Here is a 21,096-nt window from a genome sequence, read left to right on the forward strand (position 1 = left end):
ACAATTCAGGTGCCGAGGTTCACGCCACGCAGGGCCAGGAACGGGACGGCGTCGACGGCGGTCCCGTCGATCCTGACCTCGAAGTGCAGGTGGCAGCCGGTCGAGGCGCCGGTGCTCCCGACTCCGGCGATCACCTGGCCGGCAACAACGCGCTCACCGACGCTGACCAGTGTCTCCCCGGGGGCGATGTGCGCGTAGCCGGTCGCGATGCCGCTTCCGTGGTCGATCAGGATCCAGTTGCCATAGGTGCCCAGCACGCCGGCGGACTCGACGACCCCGTCGGCCGCCGCATAGATGGCCGCGTCGCACCCTGCGCCGATGTCCGTCCCCCGGTGGAAATCACTGACCCCGGCAACCGGGTGCACGAGACGCGGGCCGAACGGATCGGTGATGCGCCCGATGGCCGGTGCGGTCCAGCCCTGTTCACTCAGACGCCCGGTGTCCGCGACCGTCGAGGTTGCCGGGAACGGCTGGACCTCACTCGCCGCCGTGGTCGCAGGAACGGACCGGCCCAGGTCGGCGAGGGCGGCGGATGCGGCGTCGACGTCGTCCTGCGCCGCCGCGACCGCCGCACGGGTGGCGGAAACCGGGACCGCGGCGATGACGGCCTGAGCGGCGGCGTCCTGCTTCTCGAGCACCTGCTCCCGACTGACGTCCGCGGCGACCCGACTGCGCACGTCGTCGAGATTCGCGGTCAGCCTGGACAGGGTATCCAGTGTGCCGAGCTGAAACAGCAGGTCCTGGTCGGCCCTGTCGTCGAGCAGCACGTCGAGGGTGCTGTTGCCGGACTGTTGCATCAGGCCGCGAACGAGCGTCGCCAGCACCCGGCGGGACGCGTCTGCGGTTACTCCGGCCCGTTCCCTGAGCGCATGCACAAGGTCGGCCCGGCTGACGGCGGCCGCGTAGTCTGCCTGGGCCGAGGCGTCGGCGAGCTTCGCCGCGGCCAGGCCGGTCTCCGCCGCGCGCAGGCGGGACTGGGCGGCAGTGACGGCGGCGGCGCGGCGGGCCGAGACGTGTTCCGCCTGCGCCCTGTCGGCAGCGGCGCGGGCGGCAGCAGCTGTCTGTCGCACAGCCGATGACACGACGGGTGCCCGGGGGCCGAAGGCCTGCTGGGGTTCCGGGGCCACGAGCACCAGGGCCGGCGGGGTCGCCGGGGTCGGCGACGCTGTGGGCGTGGGCGTGGGCGTGGGCTCCGGGGTCGCCGTCGCTGTCGGCGTCGGCGTGGGGCGAGGGCTGGGCGTGGGATCAGGGGCCGGCGTCGGCGTCGGGGTGAGCGTCGGGGTCGGCGTCGGGATCGGCGTCTGGGTCGGCGTCGGAGTGGGCGTCGGAGTGGGAAGCGGAGTGGGCGTGGGTTGCGCCGTCGGCGCGGGTTCTGGCGACGGTGCCTGGGTGGGTGCGGGTGCCGGTGTCGCGGTCGCCGTCGGCGTGGGTGTCGGATCGGGCGAGGGCGTGAGTATCGGAGGCGGCGTCGGTGCTGCGGTCGCAACCGGAACCGGTTGGTTCACGGGCTGTACGCCGTCCGCTTGTGCCGACGTCGGCATCCCCGCGATCACGAGCGCGACGATGACGATCGTCGCGAGCGGCGGCGCCAGTCGGGCGGCCGGGTGAGCGTCCACACCGCGACTGATGCGACGGACACCTCGTAGTGCACTCATGAGCCTCCGCAATCCAGCTTCGGGTGATGGACGTGCAGATCGACCGGGTCGATGCCCGGTCATCGTGGCACGGACCGGCCCCGTCAACAAGCGAGGCACGATCCTTCGCCACGCCGGCCTCCGGGGAGGATGGGCTCCCATCGTGGCCACCGCACTCTGGGCGGTCAACCCTCATGCTGGGGGTGCACGACCACCCAATTTGGGGGGTGGCGAGGCTCGCCCCCCAATTTTGGGGAGACGAGCATCCCTCAGGTGCGGCTTGGTCGCCAGGTCGCGTCCGATCAGCATGGAGCCTTCCAGACGTTGGAGGTCACCATGGAAGCGACGAGAGACATGTCCGGGTTCACTTCGGTACGGCGGCCTCTGTGGCAGCGGATTCTAATCGCCGCCACTGCGGTGGTCATGCCGATAGCGATGCTCTCGGCGCCGCCCGTGCTGCCCGCCCAGGCTGCGACGACGAGCAGCCTGACGCTGAACGTGACCAGCGCGCGCACGGAACCTCGCGCTTTCGCGGGTGCGGGAGTCGCCAAGGGTGCCGCCATCCCCAACTTCACCTACATGATCAACGAGGACAACACCGGGACGACCGCTCAGCGGAGTCCGGCGCTCGGTTCCGGCTGCAACACACTCGACACCGGGTATCCGGGCTCCTGCGAGTGGACGTCGATCAAGGAGACGCCGCACAGCACGAGTCCGATCGTGCGCCAGGGCGACCAGGCCGACTTCGCAGGCGGTCTCACCCTCCCGAACGGACGATACCTGATCTCTGTGCTCTCCGACGGCTACAAGATCGACGGCGCGCACTTCACCGTGCCTCTTCCCGACCCGGGTCTCGTCACCGTCGAACTGCAGCCGACCCCCCTTCCCGACTCGACGCTCCGGGCGCAGATCTTCCAGGACAGCGCGACGACCAACGGAACCCTCGACCAGGGCGAGCCTGGCCTGGCGGGCTTCACCGGCCACATCGCAGATACCCTCGGCGAGGTGCAGACCGACGTCTATGGCAACCCCCTGTGCACCGTTTACCAGGGTGAGGACCCGATCAGCCACGTGATCCCAATGGCCAGCCTCGACGCGGGCATGCTCCCCGTGCCGATCCCGGGGTCAGGCGGCCACTGCGTCAGCGATGCCGGCGGCATCCTGACCATGCCCCACCTGGGGAGTAACCGCTACGCGCTCACTGCCTCAGCCCCGGCCAACCAGACCTGGATCCAGACCACGACCCTTGAAGGAAACCACGACTTCGACGCCTGGGTGATGGAGGGCAGCACCGGATACGACACCGAGGCCCTGTTGGCCGGCGAACCCGTACCAGGGCCGATCTTCGGATTCGTGAAGCCCACGAACACCCTGACCGCCGGCTCGGGCCGCATTGAAGGCGCGGTCGTCAATGTCAAGCAGTACAGCCCGCCCAAGGGCGGCGACTACAACCACTGGCTCGGTCTGACCGGGAGCAAGATGGGCAAGCCGATCGTCAATCCGTGGCTCTCGCTCAGCGACCTGCAGGCCGGCGACCAGGCAGTGTGGGTGGGTCACGGCGGCACGGACGGCACCTTCGACATCTCTGGCGTGCCCGACGGCAACTACAGCCTGAGCTGGTGGGACGAGCCGCAGAACCACTTCCTCGACTCGGTCAATGTGACCGTGAAGAACGGCGAGACGGTGAAGATGGGCAATCTGCCGGACAGCGGCTGGTGGACCGAATATGACGGGTACGTCTTCATCGACGCCAACCGCAATGGTGTGAAGGACCCGGGCGAGACCGGCATGCCCAACTTCACGCTGACCATGCGCAAGCAGGACAACTCGCTGATGGACAGAGGGACGAACCTCGTCACCACCGACAGCACGGGCTACTACCACTTCGAGAGCGCATACCCCCTCAGCGAGTGGACCGTCATGGAGAACTTCAACAACTCCTTCTACACGACCGGTGTCACGTACCAGGCCGACAACCAGCCCACCCCGACCACGGTGAAGGGCGCCGGCGTCGACGTCAGCGTGCTCAGCATCATCGGCCTCAGCGGCACGATGGACTGGGGCGTTCACACCTACGATTCAACAGGCGCCAATGGCATCGACCCCCGCAACGGCGGCATCGTCGGCTCGGTCAGCTACGACACGACCCGCAATGAGCTCGACCCGCAATATGCCGCATCCGAGGACTGGCAGCCTGGTGTCTCCGACGTGCCGGTCGAGCTCTGGTCCACAGTCGACTGCGGCACGACGACCGCGCCGTGCGGGGGCACGAACGACGCCTTCGAACTCGCGCCGGACGGGTCGTTGGCCAGGGGAAAGCTGTTGAACACCTACCTCTCGGAACACTGGACCCGGCCGACCGGCTGCGTAGCCCGGGATGTCGATGGCAAGCCTCTCGTCCACGCCGCAAACAACCCCGCGGCATTCGACGAGAACGTGCTCGCGCCGAACCAGGAGACATCGGGAGAGTGCATCTCGAGCTTCCATCCAGGGCGTCCAATTCGGACCGTACCCGACCGACCAGGGCACATCGGCGGCGAACTTCGGTGCGGCCGTGGATGGCAACTACGGCTTCGCCGACGCCTGCACAGGAACAGTGAACGCCACAGATCCGGCCAACCCCGTGTGCGACGGCGGAACCTTCCAGCCGCTCGGAAGCGGCGACTACCTGGTCAAAATCGCGATCCCGCAGGATGCCACCGGCGACCCCCTGTACAAGGTGACCAGCGAGACGGACGTCAACATCGCCAACGGCGATCAGATCGTTCCGCAGGTGCCGCCGCCCGCCTGCGCAGGAACGCTCCACACCGTCGACCTCGCGGGCAGCAAGACGGACAACTACCCCGCAGTGGTCGGCGACGGCACCAACGGGGTCCCCGTCGGGGTCACCGTGCCGGCCTCGACAGCAGTCTCGAACCCCCCGTTCCTGGGCATGGGTGGGTCGCCCTATGAAGGCGCAGCCAAGCCGACCTGCGACACCAAACTGGTGCGGGTGAACAACGGCAAGTCCGTCGTGCCCATGTTCAACATCTTCACGGATGTCCCCGTCCCGGCCCGTCTGCGCGGCCTGATCGTGGACGACATCAACTTCTCCACCGACCCGCGGTCCACGCTCTTCGGGGAGAAGACGGGTGTGTCCTTCGCACCGGTCGGGATCTATGACTTCGCCAACCGGCTGGTCACGACCGTCGAGTCCGATTTCAACGGCGCGTACGACGTGCTGCTTCCCTCGACGAACCACATCAGCTGCCCGACACCCTCGGGTGTCTGCGCCAACATGTATCGCTTCGTGGGCAACGACCCCGGCGTCCCCGGGCATCTGAACGCAAACTACAACCCGCGATATCGCTCGATAGCGACCGAGTTCGAGGCATTCCCCGGCGTGACCATTCCGACCGACCTCGCCCCGACCCAGGTCGGCGTCTATGTCGGGTCCCCGACCACCGGGGTCAACACGGCGGTGACCTGCGCCCTCGACGCCGCCACACCGCAGCTGCTGAGCGTGTCGCAACCGTACGTGGCCGCAACAGGCAGCCGCTCCTTCACCATCGCCGGGACCGGCTTGGGCTCGACTCAGGGCACCGGCCACGTCAATCTGGGCACGACAACGCTCGACATCACCGCCTGGAGCGACACGTCGATCACAGCCAGCGTGCCGGCCTCGGCCCCGGTCGGTTCGCAACAGCTCACGATCACCTCGGGCAACGGGCAGAGCACCATCAACGGGCTCAGCTTCCATGTGCTCGGAACCGGCTACAACCCTGCCGTTCGAGAGGTCGGCCCCGGCCGCACCCACGCAACGATCCAGGCCGCACTCGACGCCGCGTTCGCCAACAACGGAGACGACCTGGTCATCGTGTACCCGGCAACGCCCACCGCGGCCAACCCCCGCGGCGCGTACTACGAGAACCTGGTCATGGCCTCTCCGGTCAAGCTGCAGGGCGTCGGGTCCGGCGGCTTCCAGGGCACCACCTTCGTGCCGGGATCGATCATCGACGCCGGCGCGTTCGGCGGAGACACCGCCCTCGCCACGGCCTGGTTCGCCAAGGTCGGCGGCCTGACCTGGGACGGCAACCAGGCGGTGAACGACGGCGAAGCGATCTACGTGCTGGCGTCGGCGAACGCCACAACGGCACCCGGTGCGGCACGCCAGTTCACCAGCGGATTCACGGCAGCCATCGACGGCTTCGACATCCGCGGCGGCGACCAGGTGGGCTTCCCCGGCAACATCGACGCCCTCACCGGGGGTCCGACGGGCCTGCCGGCGAACATCACCACACAGGGCGGAGCGATCTTCGCCAACGCATACGCCCGCTCTCTCCAGGTCACCAACAACGTGGTGCAGAACAACGGCGGCGGTTACGGGACCATCCGGATCGGCACACCCGATCTGGCCACCCCGAACACGAGCAACCACAACGAGAACGTGCGGATCGCCAACAACCGCGTCATCGCAAACGCGGGCACCAACCTGGCCGGCGGCATCGGGCTCTTCGCAGGCTCCGACGGCTACGAGGTGTCCGGCAACGACATCTGCGGCAACTTCTCGCTGGAGTACGGCGGCGGGTTGAGCGCCTACGGCCTCAGCCCGGGCGGCAAGATCCACCACAACCGCATCTACTTCAACTCGTCCAACGACGAGGGCGGAGCGATCATGATCGCCGGGCAGCTGCCGGCGACGGTCGGTGCACTCTCGCCCGGCTCCGGTCCGGTGGACATCTATGCCAACCAGATCCAGGCCAACATGGCCAACGACGACGGTGGCGGCATCCGTTTCCTGATGGCCGGCAACTTCCCGATGAATGTCTACAACAACATGATCGTCAACAACGTGTCCACCCACGAGGGCGGCGGCATCGGCATTAACGACGCCCCGAACGTGCGGGTCTACAACAACACGATCATGAAGAACCTGACGACGGCCACAGCGGTGACGTCGGACGGCCAACCGGCTCCTGCCGGCCTGGCGACCTCGGCCAACAGCGACCAGCTGCAGGCCACACTGCCGGTCGGCTCGCCGACCTTCAGCAACCCGGTGTCGTTCAACAACATCTTCTGGGACAACCGGGCCGGCACCCGGGCCGGAACCACGGTCACCGGCATCGGCCTGACCGGCGCAACCGACATCAACAACTGGGATCTCGGTGTGGCCGACGGCACCGGGGTGCTCGCGCCGACCAACTCGGTCGTCCAGCAGAGCGCCGCCTCCCATGCGTACACGACCAGTCCGACCAACAGCTCGGTCGATCCGGCAGTGGTCTCGACCTATGACGTCTCCGTTTCCTTCGCCACCTGGCGTCAGAACCCGGCGTTCGTGGACGCCACGCTCGTCACCCTGCAAGCGCCGCCGAACCTGCTCGGCAACTACCACCTGAGCGCCTGCCCCGGCACGCCTGCCTGCAACCTGGGCGCGGCGAGCACCGCCGGCGTGAACGCGCCGGCCACGGACTTCGACAACCAGGCCCGGCCGGCACTGGGCGGCTTCGACAGCGGCGCAGACGAGTTCGGCGCGACGACAACGCCTCCGCCGACCTCGGACCTGTACTTCTCGACGACAGGAAACACCAACCCGCCCGGCGTATCCGGCACCGCTGACGACGCCGACATCCATGTCTGGAACGGCACCGCGTTCAGCCGGTCGATCGATATGACCGCCGCGCCGTACAACGTCCCGAGCAGCGCCGACACGGATGGATTCTCCCGAGTGGATGCCACCCGCTTCTACGCCTCGTTCGCCGGGAACGTCACCCTCCCCGGGATCGGCACCGTGGCCGACGAAGACGTCGTGTACTTCGACGGCACCTCGTGGTCGTTGTGGTTCGACGGCAGCGCGAACGGGCTCCTGCGCACCATCGACATGGGCGCGATCAGTGTCGTCGGGAACACGCTGTACTTCACGACGAACAATACGGCCGTGCCTCCGGGAGCGGGCGGCACCGGCGACAACGCCGACGTCTATCGCTGGAACGGTGGCAGGCTCCTACGTTCGCGTCCTGGACGCCACGGCCGCGCCGACCAACCTGCCGAACAGCGGGTCGGCCACCGGTGCGACCAACCCCAACGTCGACGGCCTCATCTGGCGGGACGCCACCCACTTCTACCTGTCGTTCAGCAACGCGACCACCACGGTTCCGGGCGTCGGCGCAGTGGACGACGAGGACGTGGTCTACTTCGACGGCGCCTGGTCGATCTACTTCAACGGCGGCGCACACGGCCTGGACGCCTCCGCCAACCTCGACCTGGACGCGATCTCGTTCGCCACCGGGGCCCTTCCGCCGCCGCCGCCACCGGCCGGCCAGGGCCTGTACTTCTCGACGCAAGGGAACATCAATCCGCCCGGCGTCGGCGGAACGGCGGACGACGCGGACATCTACCGCTGGACCGGCAGCACCTTCGGTCGGGTCCATGACGTGACGACCGCGCCATACGGGTTGCCGACCGGTGCCAATGTCGACGGCTACGACCGGGTCGACGACACCCACTTCTACCTCTCCTTCACCGGGCAGGTCAACGTGCCCGGTCTCGGGAACGTGCAGGACGAGGACGTCGTCTACTACAACGCCGGCGCCTGGTCGCTCTACTTCGACGGCAGCGTTCACGGCCTCGGCGGTAACGACAACCTCGATCTGGATGCGATCAGCGTCGTTGGCGGAATCCTGTACTTCTCCACTGTGGGCAACACGAACCCGCCAGGCGTAGGAGGGCCCGCAGACAACGGCGACATCTACAGCTGGAACGGCACCGCATACAGCCGGGTGATCGACAGGAGCGCCGCGCCATACAACCTGCCGACCAATACCGACATCGACGGCTTCGTGCGAGTGGACGCCACCCACTTCTACGTCTCGTTCAGCGCCGCCAACACGACCGTGCCGACGCTCGGGGCGGTTCAGGACGAAGACGTCGTCTATTACAACAACGGCGTTTGGTCGGTCTACTTCGACGGCACAGCACACGGCCTCGGTGGCAACGGCGACTACAACGTGGATGCCTTCGATGTCCCCTGACCCGATCGACAACGCACACCGCAACGGCACCTCCGATCCCAAGGGAGACACGGGAATGATCTTCAAAAAGCCTTTCAGCCGACGCGACCTCCTCAAGTTCGCCGGCGGCGCGGTGGCCATCGTCGGGACCGGCGTCTGGGCGGGCAATGTCCTGCTTCCCGAGGCCGCCATCGCGGCCATCGGGGATCCGGACCTCTACCTGGCCGGCACAGACGGGTGGATCTTCCTCCCGAAGACCCCGGCCATCCCACCGTTCCACCCCGACGTCCTCGCGCCGGACCCGTTCACGACCTACATCTTCGGGTTCCGCAACGTCACCGGCCTGAGCGACACCGCGAGGACGAACCAGAAGAACAAGGCCCAGCACTCCGCTCCGATGTTCTGGACGAAGCAATTCGACCCGGCCCACCCGGTCGATTTCACCGTGCAGCTGACCAACCTGGGCCTGGCGTTGCGGCCGGACCTGTTCGACGCCCATACCCTGCACTGGCACGGGTTCCGCAACGTGATCCCGTTCTTCGACGGTGAACCGTCCGGTTCCGTGGCCGTGCGGACCGGACGTGTCTTCTCCTACGTGTACCGGCCCCGCGAACCAGGGACGTACATGTTCCACTGCCACGTGGAGGACGTCGAGCACGTCCAGATGGGCATGACCGGTCTGGTCTTCGTCCGTCCCCTGCAGGACGGCCAGACCATCGGCGGGCACACCCAGTTCCTGTACAACGACGGGGACGGCTCCACCGGCTACGACCGAGAGTTTGCGATGTTCCTGTCGGAGGTCTGGGCCGAGGCGCACTGGGCGGATGCCCATATCCAGCTGCCGCAGTGGAGCGACTACCGGGCCGACTTCGGACTCCTCAACGGACGGGTCTACCCGGACACCATCGCCCCCAACGCCCCGATCGATGCCGCGGCATCCGTTCACGCCCTCGCGGTGCAGACCGATCCTGTTTCCGGAGACCTCATCGCCCCAGTGGGGCATCCCGAGCTGCAGTACCAGCCGCAGTCGTCGCTGGTGAACTGCAATGCCGGCGAGACGGTCGCCCTCCGGTTCGCGAACCTCGGATTCCGGGAGCAGGCGATGACCATGGCCGGGATACGGATGCGGGTGGTCGGCCGCGATGCCACCCCGATGCGTGGGCGCGACGGTACCGACACCTCCTATGAGACCGAGACGATCAGCATCGGCCCCGGTGAGAGCTTCGACGTGGTCTTCACCGCGCCGGCGCATACCGGGCCGGGCTTCGACACCTACATGCTTTACAACCGCAACTACCCCGCAACGAACAACCTGGCCCCGGGCGGAATGGGCGGCCAGGCCACCGAGATCCGTGTGTACGCGCCCGGCGCCCTCCGCGCGCAGGCCTATCCGAACGACTTGGGAGTCTGAGAGCCATGATGAAAGGGAATGCCGTGTCGCATGTCAAGGGTCGCGCTCGCGGTATGCGCCGGGCGGCGCTGCTGCTCGCCTTGACCCTGGTCGGGGCCACGATGGTCACGCTCACCCAGCCGGCGATCGCCGTGACCCCACCGCGGGTCGGTATCGCCTGCACGGCGGGGGTCGGGGGAGGTGCCACCAGCCCGATCTTCAACCTGACCACCAAGACCGGGTACATCAACCTGCCCGACGGTAACACCGCGTTCATGTGGGGGTACTCGAGCGGGTTCGGCGCGTTCCAACACCCGGGTCCGGTGCTGTGCGTCAATGCTGGCGACACGGTCACCGTGATCTTGCGAAACACCCTGTCGGAGGCCGCCTCGATCGTCTTTCCGGGCCAGACGAACGTCCTGGCCAACGGGGTTCCGGCCCAACCGGAGTCCGCAGGGTCAGGCGCGATCACCTCGCTGACCAGCACGGCCGCTGCCGGAGGGGGGACCATCACATACAGCTTCGTGGCCGCCAATCCGGGCACCTTCGTGTACGAGTCGGGTTCCAACCCCGAGAAGCAGGTCCGGATGGGCCTGTTCGGCGCCTTGATCGTTCGTCCGTCAGCGGTTCCATCGGGTGGAGCGGCCGGCTCGGTCGCGAGCGAGTACGCCAACAACCGCGCGGACAGCCGGTTCAATCCCGCCGAGGAATTCATGGTGCTCCTGAGCGAGATCGACCCGTACCAGCACCAGGCGGTCGAGAACGGCAAGACCTTCAACATGAACAACTACCACCCGCGCTACTGGCTGATCAACGGGCGCGGCTACCCGGACAGCATCGCAGACAACGGGGCCAGCTGGCTGCCCGCACAGCCATACGGCGCCCTCGCGCAGGTCGGTGAATTCGACCGCGCGGCAGTCCCGGTGGACCAACCCGGGATGGCCCGCTATCTGAACGTGGGCACCGAAGACTATCCGTTCCACCCGCACGGCAACAACGGACTCGTCGTGGCCCGGGATGGCCACCCGCTGGAGGGCCCGACGGGGGAGGACCTCTCCTTCGAGAAGTTCGCCATCAACATCGGCCCTGGGCAGACCTGGGACGTGATCTTCAAGTGGTACGACGCCGAGAATTACTCCCCGTCCAACCCGGTGCCTGTGACGGTGCCGTCGCTGGCCGACCAATCGATCGGCGTCTTCTACAGCGGAAGTCCCTACCTCGGCACCAAGGAGGCCCTGCCGCCCGGCATCCAGAGCGTGAACCAGTGCGGCGAGTACTACATCATCTCCCACAACCACGCCCTGTTCCAGATCACGTCGTGGGGCACGAACATGACCGGACCGATCACGTACATGCGGATCGACCCGCCGAAGCCCAACAACTGCGGTTGACCAGGAAGGGTGCAGAACGATGTCTCACCAGAAGAGCATGAAGAAGACGGTCTCCGCTCTCGCGACCGGGCTGCTGGCGGGGGGAGGGCTGGCCGTGCTGGTAGCCCTCCTCGCGCCGGCAACGGCGGCACAGGCCGCGAGCGTGGCCTGCACCGCGCCTGGCGACCTGTACGCGGCCTCGGGATCCACGACCCTGGGAACCCAGGCCGTGACCGTCTGGGGTTACAGCACCACCGCCGGCGCCGGAGTGACCCAGCCCGGCGGGCCGACACTGTGCGTCAACGCCGGCGAGACCGTCACGGTCACGCTGCACAACCAGCTGCCGGAGAACACCGCCCTGCTCTTCCAGGGACAGCAAATGGTCCCGGACCGAACCGGAGCCGCACCCGGGGCGACCACCACGTACACCTTCACGGCCAGCCGTCCGGGCACGTACCTCTATGAGGCCGGCCTGGTTCCGAATGGTCAGCACCAGGTAGCGATGGGTCTGTATGGCGCGCTGATCGTCCGTCCCGCGACACCGGGTCAGGCGTACGACGCGACCACCGCATTTGACGACGAGGCGGTCCTGGTCCTCAGCGAGATCGACCCGGCACTCAACAACGCCGCCAGCCCGGCGGCCTTCGACATGCGCAAGTACGCTCCCCGGTACTCACTGATCAACGGGAAGGCCTACCCGAACACCGACCCGATCCCGGCGGCGGCCGCGGGCGACAAAGTCCTGCTTCGTTATGTCAATGCGGGCAGCCTGTACCACTCGCTGGCATCACTGGGCGCCGAGCAGAAGGTCATCGCCCTGGGCGGCAGTCCGCTGAAGTACTCACGTCACTACATTGCGGAGACCTTCGGTCCCGGCCAGACGGCAGACGCCATCGTCACGACCCCTGCGGCGACTGCCGCGGTGAACCGGTTGCCGATCTACGACGGCAGCCTGCTCCTGCATAACAGCAATGTGGCCGGTGCCGGCGGGATGCTCACCTTCGTCACGGTCCCCCCGAGCGGTGTGGTGGGGCCGGACACCAGCGGACCGGTCACGAGCGCTGTCGCGTTTGCGGCAGGCACCCTGAGCGCCACCGTCACTGACACCACCACCGGTGGATCCAGCGTCGCGGGGGCCGAGTACTTCATCGACACCGTGACCGGCACGGGCCTCCCGATGACGGGCAGCGGTGCCGGCAGCGTGAACGTCACGGCTTCGGCGTCCATTCCTTCCGGTCAGCACATCGTCTACGTTCGAGGCCAGGACTCCGTCGGTAACCGGGGGTTCTTCAGGCTCCGTGCTGGTCACCGGCGGCGACGCCACCGGACCGACCACGAAGTCCCCGTCACTGGCTCCCAGCCTCACGAACGGGGCGGGGGCTGCGGTCATCGCCGTGCACGCCACCGGGGACGACACCGCCACCGGCGGGTCGAACATCACCGGGGCCGAGTACTTCATCGACGCCGTCGGGGCCACTGAGTCGGGATCGGTGATGGCCGTCAACGTTGCCGCACCGACGGCCAGCCTGGACGCCACCGTCCCCGCGGCGACCGTGAATGCGCTCGCCGAAGGCACCCACGTCCTGTCGATCCACAGCCAGGACGCAGCAGGCAACTGGGGCGCGCCGGTCACCATCAACCTGGTGGTCGACAAGACCGCGCCAACCACCTCGGGCGTCACGGTCGCGCCGACACCCAACAACGGCACGCTTGGGTTCAACGGCAGCCCTTCAGCCATCCGGGTGACCGTGGCGACCATGGCCGATCCGATCTCCGCCACCGTCAGCAGCACCATCAGCTCGGCAGAGGCCTTCATCGACACAGTCACCGCAAATGGCTCCGGCATCGTGGTCAGAGCCACGGACTCCGCATACAACAGCGCCTCCGAGGCCGGCTACTTCGAGATCCCACTGGCGACCGTCGCCCAACTCTCGGATGGGAGCCATGTCATCTCGGTGCATGCGAAGGATGCGGCGGGTAACTGGGGTGCGGTGGCGACGTCGACTCTGGTGATCGACAAGGTCAAGCCTGCGGTGAGCGCGGTCGCGGTGTCACCGAACCCGTCCGGGGGTGCCGCTTCGGTGGTTCTGACGGCGCAGGCGTCGGATGCCGGGACGGCGGTCACGCGTGCCGAGTGGTTCTCGGGTGCGGATCCGGGTGCCGGCAATGGGACGGCGATGACGGTCACCGGGACGGGCCCGTGGACCGTGTCGTCGACGATCGATGCGCGGGGGTTCAGTGAGGGCCCCCGGACGTTGACGGTGCGGGTGCGGGATGCTGCCGGGAACTGGAGTGTGACCGCGTCGGCGGTGCTCCAGGTGCAGGCGGCACTGTCGTTCTCCACGCTGGGGAACTCGAACCCGGCCGGTGTGGCCGGCACGGCCGATGACGCGGACATCTATTCCTGGAGTGGTACGGCGTTCAGCCGGGTGATCGACGCGAGTGTCGCGCCGTTCAACCTGCCGGGCAGTGCGAACGTTGACGGGTTCGACCGGGTCAGTCCGACCCAGTTCTACGTGTCATTCACGGACCAGGTGACCGTGCCCGGGATTGGCATCGTGCAGGACGAGGACGTCGTCTTCTTCAACGGCACCTCCTGGTCGCTCTACTTCGCGGGCAGTGCGCACGGCCTGGGCGGCAACAACAGTCTGGACCTTGACGCGATCAGCGTCGTCGGTTCCACCCTGTACTTTTCCACCCTGGGTAACTCGAACCCGCCCGGCGTGGGCGGTACCGCCGATGATGCCGACGTGTACAGCTGGAACGGGACAGCGTTCAGCCGGGTGATCGACGCGAGCGCCGCGCCGTACAGCCTGCCGGCCGCTGCGAACGTGGACGGATTCGTGCGAGTGGATGACACCCACTTCTACCTCTCCTTCAGCGCCGACACGACGACGGTGCCGGTTCTGGGCGCGGTCCAGGACGAGGACGTCATCTACTACAACGCGGGCACCTGGTCGGTCTACTTCGACGGCACCGCCCACGGCCTCACCACCGCCAACCAGGACCTGGACGCCTTCGACATCCCGTAGTCGCGAGGCCGGCGGTGCACTGTGGGGCTCAGGCCCGACGAATCCGCACCACGACGGTGGTGCCCTCCCCGACGCCGGAGGTGATGGAGAGGGAACCGTCGGTCATCTGCACGGTGTCGCGCATGATGCGCAGGCCGAGGTGCCCGCCGGGAGCCGCCGCCGCCGGGTCGAAGCCACGACCGTTGTCCCGGATCGACAGGCTCGTCGTCACCGCGTCCCCCGTCAGGACGAGGTCGACGGCGGAGGCCCGGGAATGCTTGACGACATTGGCGAGGGCCTCCCGGGCGACGCGGTACAGCACCGCCAGCCGGTCCTTATCGGACGGGACATCCGGCGACAGCTCGCAGTGGACGTCGATGCCCGTTGCGGCGACGTGCTCGAGCAGGCGCCGGAGCGCCTCGTTCAAGCCGAGCCGCTCCAGGTCCGGCGGATAGAGTTCGGTGGTGATGGCGCGCAGGGTACGCAGGTTGCGCAGGAGGATCCCGCGGGCCTGCCCGGTGAGTGCGCGGCGCTCATTCGTACCCTGCCTCTCCTCCGCCTCGAGGGCGTACGACAGGCCGGCGAGGTCCTGGATCACTTCGTCGTGGAGTTCCCGGGCGATTCTCATTCGTTCGAAGTCGGACGCGACGATGGCATGTTGCACCAGGCGCCTGCGTGACGTCTGTCCGGCCTGGATCCGGCGGGCAAGTCCGATCGCCGGAAGGAGCTGCGCCAGCTGCAGCAGGACAAGCGAGACCACGAGCACCGGGAGCACGTCCAGCATGAGCCGGGACTGGGCGTTCTGAACGGCCTCATCGTCAAAATACGCCTCGAAGATGACCGGCCATCCCGCGGCATCCGTTGCCCGGACGTTGATCTCGACCAGATCGCCTGCCGCCGCTTCGTTCACGGTGTCGAGGCCGATGGGCTGGCCGAGCCAGGCGTGTTCCCGCCCCCCGGCGAGAAGGTCGGGGCTCCACGCCGGGAGGGGATAGGTGTCGCCGATCAGGTCCGCGCTGTCCGAATACAGGATCTTCCCGTCGCCGCTCCAGACCTTGACCCGCACCAGGGAGCCGTCTGCCATCCACGGCCTGAGCCCGGCATCCACCCGACTGATCGCCGATGCGTCTCCGGCCCGGACGGCATCATCCAGGAGCGGGCCCACTGTGACATCGGCGAGTTGATGGGTGCGCAGGATGGCTTCGGTGAGGGGCGCGCTGCTCGGCCTGGCCGTGGATCCATAAGTACACCGGAATCAGGACGGCGCCCAGGGTGATCACGCCGATGGCGAGGAAACGCAGGACGGCGCTGCGAACCTCCGAAGTATCCGCGGTCTCTCCGGTGGTGCGGGCCCATCCTCGGTTGTGGACCCATCCCCGGTTGCGGACCCAGGCGCGGTCATGTCTCCCACCCCGGTCGCGGAGCCAGCGCCTGTTGCCACCGTCCCGGTCTCCGGCGTCCTTGTCGCCGGCGTCCCGGCGATGAGGGAGCTCAGCCATCGCCGCACGTTGGACTACACACGCTCCTGCACCTCCAGGAGGCCCAGTTTCGTCGCGTTGACCACGGCCTGAAGCTGGGAGTGCGCGTCCAGCTTCGCGAGGATCGACTTCACATAGCCGCGGCAGGTGTTTTCGGAGATTCCGAGGATCTGGGCGTTGACCCGCACCTCGGTACCCTCGGCCATGAGGGCGAGTACCTCGAGCTCGCGACGGGTGAGTGACGCTGACGGCTGTTCCGTGATCCGGGTTTGCCGTTGGGTGCTGAGCTGAACCATGAGGGAGGGATGTACCGAGAAGGAGCCGACCCGGGCATGGCGGATGGTGTCGACGAGTCCGGCGAGGGACCCATCCTTCGGGAGGAAGGCGCACACGCCGAGCGCCGCCGCCTGCTCGACCACCTCGGGGGTGGGATCGCCGGTGAGCATCACGATCCGGGTCGAGGGCCGCTGGGCGAGGATGAGTGCGACGGCGGTGAGTCCGCTGCCGTCCGTCAGGTGGTAGTCGAGGACGATGACATCCGGACGGAGCCTCCCGACTCAATTCCACTGCTCGACGCGCGCTCGGGGCCGTTCCGACGGTGCAGAAGTCCGGTTCCCGGTTGAGCGCACCCGCGAGCAACTCGGTGAACGTGGTGTGGTCGTCTGCGAGCAGGATGCGAATCATTGTTCCCCCGGGTCGGTCGCTGCCCTGTCGGGAACCAGGCTTCCCGCATGATGAGGTCATCATCATGGCCTCAGCGGGCCGGTTCGTCCATGCGCCGAGATACCCCCGTTCGGGACGAACCCGGTGTCAGACGAGCACGCCGGTGTCAGGCGAGGGGGCCCGTGACGGATGCCGCGGCATCCGCGACCGCGCCCGTCGCGACGATCTGCACGACGGCTTCGATCTCGGGGGAGAGGAAGCGGTCGTGTCCCGGACCTTCGGCGACGGTGCGGACCAGGTCGCGCACGGCGCCGGTCGCCGCTCCCGGCTGCAGGGGCGTGCGCAGGTCGAGCGAGCGGGCGGCGGTCATGATCTCGATCGCGAGCACCCGCTCGAGGCCGTCGATCGAGCGGCGGAGCTTGCGGGCGGCGGCCCAGCCCATCGAGACGTGGTCCTCCTGCATCGCGGAGGAGGGGATCGAGTCGACCGAGGCCGGAACGGCGAGCCGCTTGAGCTCGGAGACGATCCCGGCGGCGGTGTACTGGGCGATCATCAGGCCGGAGTCGACGCCGACCTCGTGGGCGAGGAACGGCGGCAGGCCCTTGTTACGGTGCGCGTCGAGGTGGCGGTCGGTGCGGCGCTCGCTCATGCTCGCGACGTCCGCGGCGGCGATCGCGAGGAAGTCGAGCACGTAGCCGACCGGTGCTCCGTGGAAGTTGCCGTTGGACATCACCCGGCCGTCGAGGGTGACCACGGGGTTGTCGACGGCGCTCGCGAGCTCGCGCCCGGCGATGAGGGCGGCGTGGTCTGCCGTGTCGCGGGCAGCGCCGTGCACCTGCGGGGAGCAGCGCAGCGAGTAGGCGTCCTGGACGGTGGGGTCCTCCGGGCCGGCGTGGAAGGCGAGCAGGGGGGAGCCGGCGAGCATCGCGCGGAGGTTGGCGGCGCTCGCGGCCTGGCCGAGCTGGGGCCGCAGCGCCTGCAGGTCTGCGGCGAAGGTCGCATCCGTGCCGAGCAGGGCTTCGACGCTCATCGCCGCGGCGATATCGGCGGTCGTGAGGAGGCGCTTCAGGTCGGTGAGGGCCAGGACGAGCATGCCGAGCATCCCGTCGGTGCCGTTGATCAGGGCGAGGCCCTCCTTCTCGGCGAGCACGACCGGGGTGATTCCGGCCGCGGCGAGGGCCTCGGCGCCGCCCATCAGCGTGCCGCCGGCGTCGCGCACCCTGCCCTCGCCCATCACAGCGAGGGCGCAGTGGGCGAGTGGGGCAAGGTCGCCTGAACAGCCGAGCGAGCCGTATTCGTGCACGACCGGGGTGATGCCGGCGTTGAGCACGGCCGCATAGGCCGCCGCGGTCGTGGGGCGCACTCCGGTGCGTCCGGTCATCAGGGTCGAGAGCCGCAGCAGCATGAGGGCGCGCACGACCTCCCGTTCGACCTCGGGGCCGCTGCCGGCGGCGTGAGAGCGCACCAGGCTCGCCTGCAGCTGGGCGCGGCGGTCGCTCTCGATGAACGTCGACGCGAGTGCGCCGAAGCCGGTCGAGATGCCGTAGTGCGGATGCACGTCGCTCGCGAGGCCGTCGATGATCGCGCGGGTCGCCGCGACGCCGGTGAGCGCGGCCGGGTCGAGCACGATGCGCGCGTCCTGGCGGGCGACGGCGACGAGGTCGGCGAACGAGACGGCGCCGGCTCCGACGGTGACCGTCGCGGCGGCGTCGGGCGTTGCGGCGTCGGGCGTTGCGGCGGATGCTGCGGTCGGGTCGGTGCTCGCGGTGACGGGTGCTTCGATGTGGCTCATGTTTCGATTGCACACCCTGCGCGGTCGCCCGGGACACGGATACACTCGAAACTGTCCGGGATACCGGACATCTCGCGAACAGGCCGTACCCGGAACGGCTTCGGCGGGACGAGATCCGGCTCGGAGCGAAACCGCAGGGAGGCATCGGCATGGCGATCACCCCCAAGGTCCCGGCCGCGCGGAGCACCCTGCGGCTGCTCTCGCACCTCGCCGCGCAGCGCGGTCCGGCCCGGGCGAGCGCGATCGCGACCGCCCTCGACCTGCCGCGTTCGACGGTCTACCAGTTGCTCGCCGTACTCGTCGAGCAGGGCTTCGTCGTGCACCTGCCCGAGGAGCGCCGTTACGGGCTCGGCGTGGCCGCCTTCGAGCTCAGCACCGGGTTCTCCCGGCAGCAGCCGCTGTCCCACCTCGGTCGTCCCCTCGTCGCCCAGCTCGTCGACCGGCTCGGAGAGAGCGCGCACCTCGTCGTGCTGCACGGCCGGGACGTGGTCTACCTCGTCGAGGAGCGCGCTCCCCGGCGGCCCTCCCTCGTCACGGATGTCGGCGTCCGCCTCCCGAGCCACCTCACCGCGAGCGGGCGCGCACTTCTCGCCGCGCTGCCCGCGGCCCAGCTGCGCGCGCTGTACCCGGACAAGGGAGCCTTCGAACGGAGGCAGGGGAGGGCCCGGGGCAGGGACCGCGCAGGCTCGTCCGAACTGCGGGCCCTGCTGACGAGGGTGCGTGCCGACGGCTTCGCCCGCGAGGACGGCGAGATCACGCCGGGGATGGCATCCGTCGCCGTCGCCGTGCGGGACCACACCGGCTGGCCCGCCGCCGGGATCGCCGTGACCTTCCCCCGCGAGCGGATCGCCGAAGACCTGTGGCCCGCGCTCGCCGCCGAACTCACCGGCACAGCCACCGAGCTCTCCCGCCGCATTCACGGCCGTCTGTGACGTCCGCGTCAGCGGGCGAAGAGGGCGATCAGCAGGGCGACGTAGACGACGACGAACACGGCCGGTGTCACGAACCGCACCACGTTCACCCACGGTGCCGCGGACAGGATGCGCAGGGTCACGGCTGACGTGCTTCCCCCGGCTCGGAGGTCGGCGATCACGGCGAGGGCCTCATTGGCGGCGTTGATCTGAACCAGTGCGCCGAGGATGCCGGAGGCCAGCAGCACGCCGGCCGCCGCGACCCGTACGCTCGGCGCGGTTCCGGCCAGGCCCAGGGCCAGGAAGCCCACCAGTGCCGTGAGCAGGAAGGTCGGGGCGACCTGGGACACGATGACGTGCCAGCGGGTCTTGATCCACAGGTTGACGAGCTCGGATTCAGTCATGCGGGGCTCCACTCCGGTCGCCGCGGACGGGCGACCTGCCTACATTCTCGCGCGACCCATCCACCCCCGGGCGCAGCGATCACAACTGTGGCCGCTGCCGACGACTGTCGCCGGTGCGCGGGCACCAGGTGCCCGCATCGGCAACTCCCGGGAGCCCGGCAGCGCAGCGGATGCCCGGCTCAGTACCAGCCGACGCTCACCGAGTGCGCCCAGGCGCCGCAGGGCGTTCCGTAGACGGCGGCGATGTAGCCGAGGCCCCAGTCGACCTGGGTCGCGGCGTTCGTGCGCCAGTCGGAGCCGGCGGACGCCATCTTGCTTCCCGGCAGCGACTGGGGGATGCCGTACGCCCCCGAGCTCGCGTTGTAGGCGTCGGCCCGCCAGCCGGACTCCTTGTTCCAGAGCGACACCAGGCAGGTGTACTCGTTGCCGCCCCAGCCGCGCGCGCTGACCGCGCCGGCCGCATACGCCCGAGCTGCCGCCGGAGACGACACGGTTGCGGACGGGGGAGCCGTGGTCGGGCCCGCGCCTGAGGAGCCGGAACCGGAGGATCCGCTCGACCCGCCGGCCGCCGGTTGAGCGGCCGCTGCCGATGCCGCTGCCGCAGCCGCCCGGGCCGCCGCACTCGCCGCGGCCGCCGCAGCTGCCTCTTCCTGCTGCTTCTGGTACGCCGCTGCCGCGGCGACGCCGGCCCGGTAGGAGCGCTCCGTCTCGGCCGTCGTGTTCTTCAGGCTCGCGAGCTGGGCGTCGAGCACGTCCGAGCGCGTCCGCTGCTCGGCGAGTTGCGCGTCGGCGGCGCGCTGGGCCTCCGCCGCGGTCGCCGCGCGATCCTTCGCCTCGACTGCGAGGCGGTCGCGTTCCGTCGACGCCACCGCTGCCTGCTCCTCGAGGCTCTGCACGAGGTTGCGCTGCGCGAGCGCCCGGTCGCGGATGCCGGAGGTCAGTTCGCTCAGCCGGGTCGAGGTGCTGAGGGCCGCCAAGAGGTCGCTCGCCTCCCCGGGAACCAGAAGCAGGGTGGCGACGGCGTCGCTCGCCCCGGAGCGGTAGAGCTGGGCTCCCAGGAGCCCGAGCTGGACATCCGCTGTCCTGGCCGTCTCGGTGGCGCTCGCGAGCCGGCTCGTGAGGACCGCGGCGTGCGAGGCGGCCGCGCGTGACTCAGTGTCGGCGGTGGCGGATGCCGCGCTCGCGGTGATCGCCGCGTCACCGAGCGTCGCGGCCTGGGTTTCGAGTCCCGTCAGCAGGGTCCCGATCCGGGACACCTCCGCCTCGGTCGCCGCGGTGGAGGCGCGGGCCGCTTCGACGTCGGCCCAGCTCGGATAGTCGTCGGCCTGCGCGGGAATGGCGACGGTCACGGACGCACCGAGCAGCGCGATGACGGCCGCCATCACGCTCCATGCCCTCACTCGTGATCGCACCTGTCTCCGCCCGCCGTCTACCGAGTGTAGTTCGCGGTCCTTGGA

14 protein-coding genes and 1 pseudogene are annotated in these 21,096 nt (G+C 68.7%); 8 read left to right on the forward strand and 7 right to left on the reverse strand.

Features of this window, described 5'->3' with window-relative positions; translation table 11 throughout:
• Nucleotides 1-5: 5 nt before the first annotated feature.
• Complete coding sequence (locus KIV56_RS12980; protein WP_281533768.1) at nucleotides 6-1,070, reverse strand: M23 family metallopeptidase; 1,065 nt, start codon at nucleotides 1,068-1,070, stop codon at nucleotides 6-8.
• A gap of 103 nt (nucleotides 1,071-1,173) precedes the next feature.
• Between KIV56_RS12980 and KIV56_RS12985 the strand changes: the two genes are divergently transcribed.
• The 7 genes from KIV56_RS12985 (at nucleotide 1,174) to KIV56_RS13015 (ending at nucleotide 12,860) form a co-directional block, all read left to right on the forward strand.
• The gene (locus tag KIV56_RS12985; protein WP_281533769.1) at nucleotides 1,174-1,608 is read left to right on the forward strand and encodes a hypothetical protein; all 435 of its coding nucleotides are present in this window, start codon (nucleotides 1,174-1,176) and stop codon (nucleotides 1,606-1,608) included.
• Nucleotides 1,609-2,057: 449 nt separating this feature from the next.
• Nucleotides 2,058-4,586 (forward strand): SdrD B-like domain-containing protein, encoded by a 2,529-nt coding sequence (locus tag KIV56_RS12990; protein WP_281533770.1) that lies wholly within the window; start codon nucleotides 2,058-2,060, stop codon nucleotides 4,584-4,586.
• Nucleotides 4,587-4,911: 325 nt separating this feature from the next.
• The gene (locus tag KIV56_RS12995; RefSeq protein ID WP_281536151.1) at nucleotides 4,912-8,043 is read left to right on the forward strand and encodes a beta strand repeat-containing protein; all 3,132 of its coding nucleotides are present in this window, start codon (nucleotides 4,912-4,914) and stop codon (nucleotides 8,041-8,043) included.
• A gap of 1 nt (nucleotide 8,044) precedes the next feature.
• A complete protein-coding gene (locus tag KIV56_RS13000; RefSeq protein WP_281533771.1) occupies nucleotides 8,045-8,641 on the forward strand; it encodes a hypothetical protein in 597 nt (198 codons plus the stop codon).
• The gene (locus KIV56_RS13005) at nucleotides 8,622-10,031 is read left to right on the forward strand and encodes a multicopper oxidase domain-containing protein (protein WP_281533772.1); all 1,410 of its coding nucleotides are present in this window, start codon (nucleotides 8,622-8,624) and stop codon (nucleotides 10,029-10,031) included. Before KIV56_RS13000 ends, KIV56_RS13005 begins: the two co-directional genes overlap by 20 nt.
• 53 nt (nucleotides 10,032-10,084) lie before the next feature.
• Nucleotides 10,085-11,401, forward strand: a complete 1,317-nt coding sequence (locus tag KIV56_RS13010) for a multicopper oxidase domain-containing protein (protein ID WP_281533773.1) — start codon at nucleotides 10,085-10,087, stop codon at nucleotides 11,399-11,401.
• Nucleotides 11,402-11,420: 19 nt separating this feature from the next.
• A complete protein-coding gene (locus tag KIV56_RS13015; protein ID WP_281533774.1) occupies nucleotides 11,421-12,860 on the forward strand; it encodes a multicopper oxidase family protein in 1,440 nt (479 codons plus the stop codon).
• A 1,580-nt stretch (nucleotides 12,861-14,440) separates the two neighbouring features.
• Here the strand turns inward: KIV56_RS13015 and KIV56_RS13020 are convergent.
• The 4 genes and pseudogenes from KIV56_RS13020 to hutH form a co-directional block, all read right to left on the reverse strand.
• A complete protein-coding gene (locus KIV56_RS13020; RefSeq protein ID WP_281533775.1) occupies nucleotides 14,441-15,556 on the reverse strand; it encodes a sensor histidine kinase in 1,116 nt (371 codons plus the stop codon).
• A 348-nt stretch (nucleotides 15,557-15,904) separates the two neighbouring features.
• The gene (locus KIV56_RS13025; protein ID WP_281536152.1) at nucleotides 15,905-16,165 is read right to left on the reverse strand and encodes a response regulator transcription factor; all 261 of its coding nucleotides are present in this window, start codon (nucleotides 16,163-16,165) and stop codon (nucleotides 15,905-15,907) included.
• Between the two features lie 54 nt (nucleotides 16,166-16,219).
• Nucleotides 16,220-16,408 (reverse strand): annotated as a pseudogene (locus KIV56_RS13030) (response regulator); the annotation flags it as partial.
• A gap of 290 nt (nucleotides 16,409-16,698) precedes the next feature.
• The gene (gene hutH / locus KIV56_RS13035) at nucleotides 16,699-18,324 is read right to left on the reverse strand and encodes a histidine ammonia-lyase (protein WP_281533776.1); all 1,626 of its coding nucleotides are present in this window, start codon (nucleotides 18,322-18,324) and stop codon (nucleotides 16,699-16,701) included.
• Between the two features lie 149 nt (nucleotides 18,325-18,473).
• Between hutH and KIV56_RS13040 the strand changes: the two genes are divergently transcribed.
• Entirely contained in the window at nucleotides 18,474-19,256 is a 783-nt protein-coding gene (locus tag KIV56_RS13040) for an IclR family transcriptional regulator (protein ID WP_281533777.1), read from the forward strand.
• 8 nt (nucleotides 19,257-19,264) lie between these two features.
• On the opposite strand, the gene KIV56_RS13045 is transcribed toward KIV56_RS13040, so the two are convergent.
• Complete coding sequence (locus KIV56_RS13045; RefSeq protein ID WP_281533778.1) at nucleotides 19,265-19,639, reverse strand: hypothetical protein; 375 nt, start codon at nucleotides 19,637-19,639, stop codon at nucleotides 19,265-19,267.
• A 179-nt stretch (nucleotides 19,640-19,818) separates the two neighbouring features.
• Nucleotides 19,819-21,051 (reverse strand): hypothetical protein, encoded by a 1,233-nt coding sequence (locus KIV56_RS13050; protein WP_281533779.1) that lies wholly within the window; start codon nucleotides 21,049-21,051, stop codon nucleotides 19,819-19,821.
• Nucleotides 21,052-21,096: the final 45 nt, after the last annotated feature.

Source organism: Cryobacterium breve, from assembly GCF_027594785.1.
Taxonomy (GTDB): Bacteria; Actinomycetota; Actinomycetes; order Actinomycetales; family Microbacteriaceae; genus Cryobacterium; species Cryobacterium breve_A.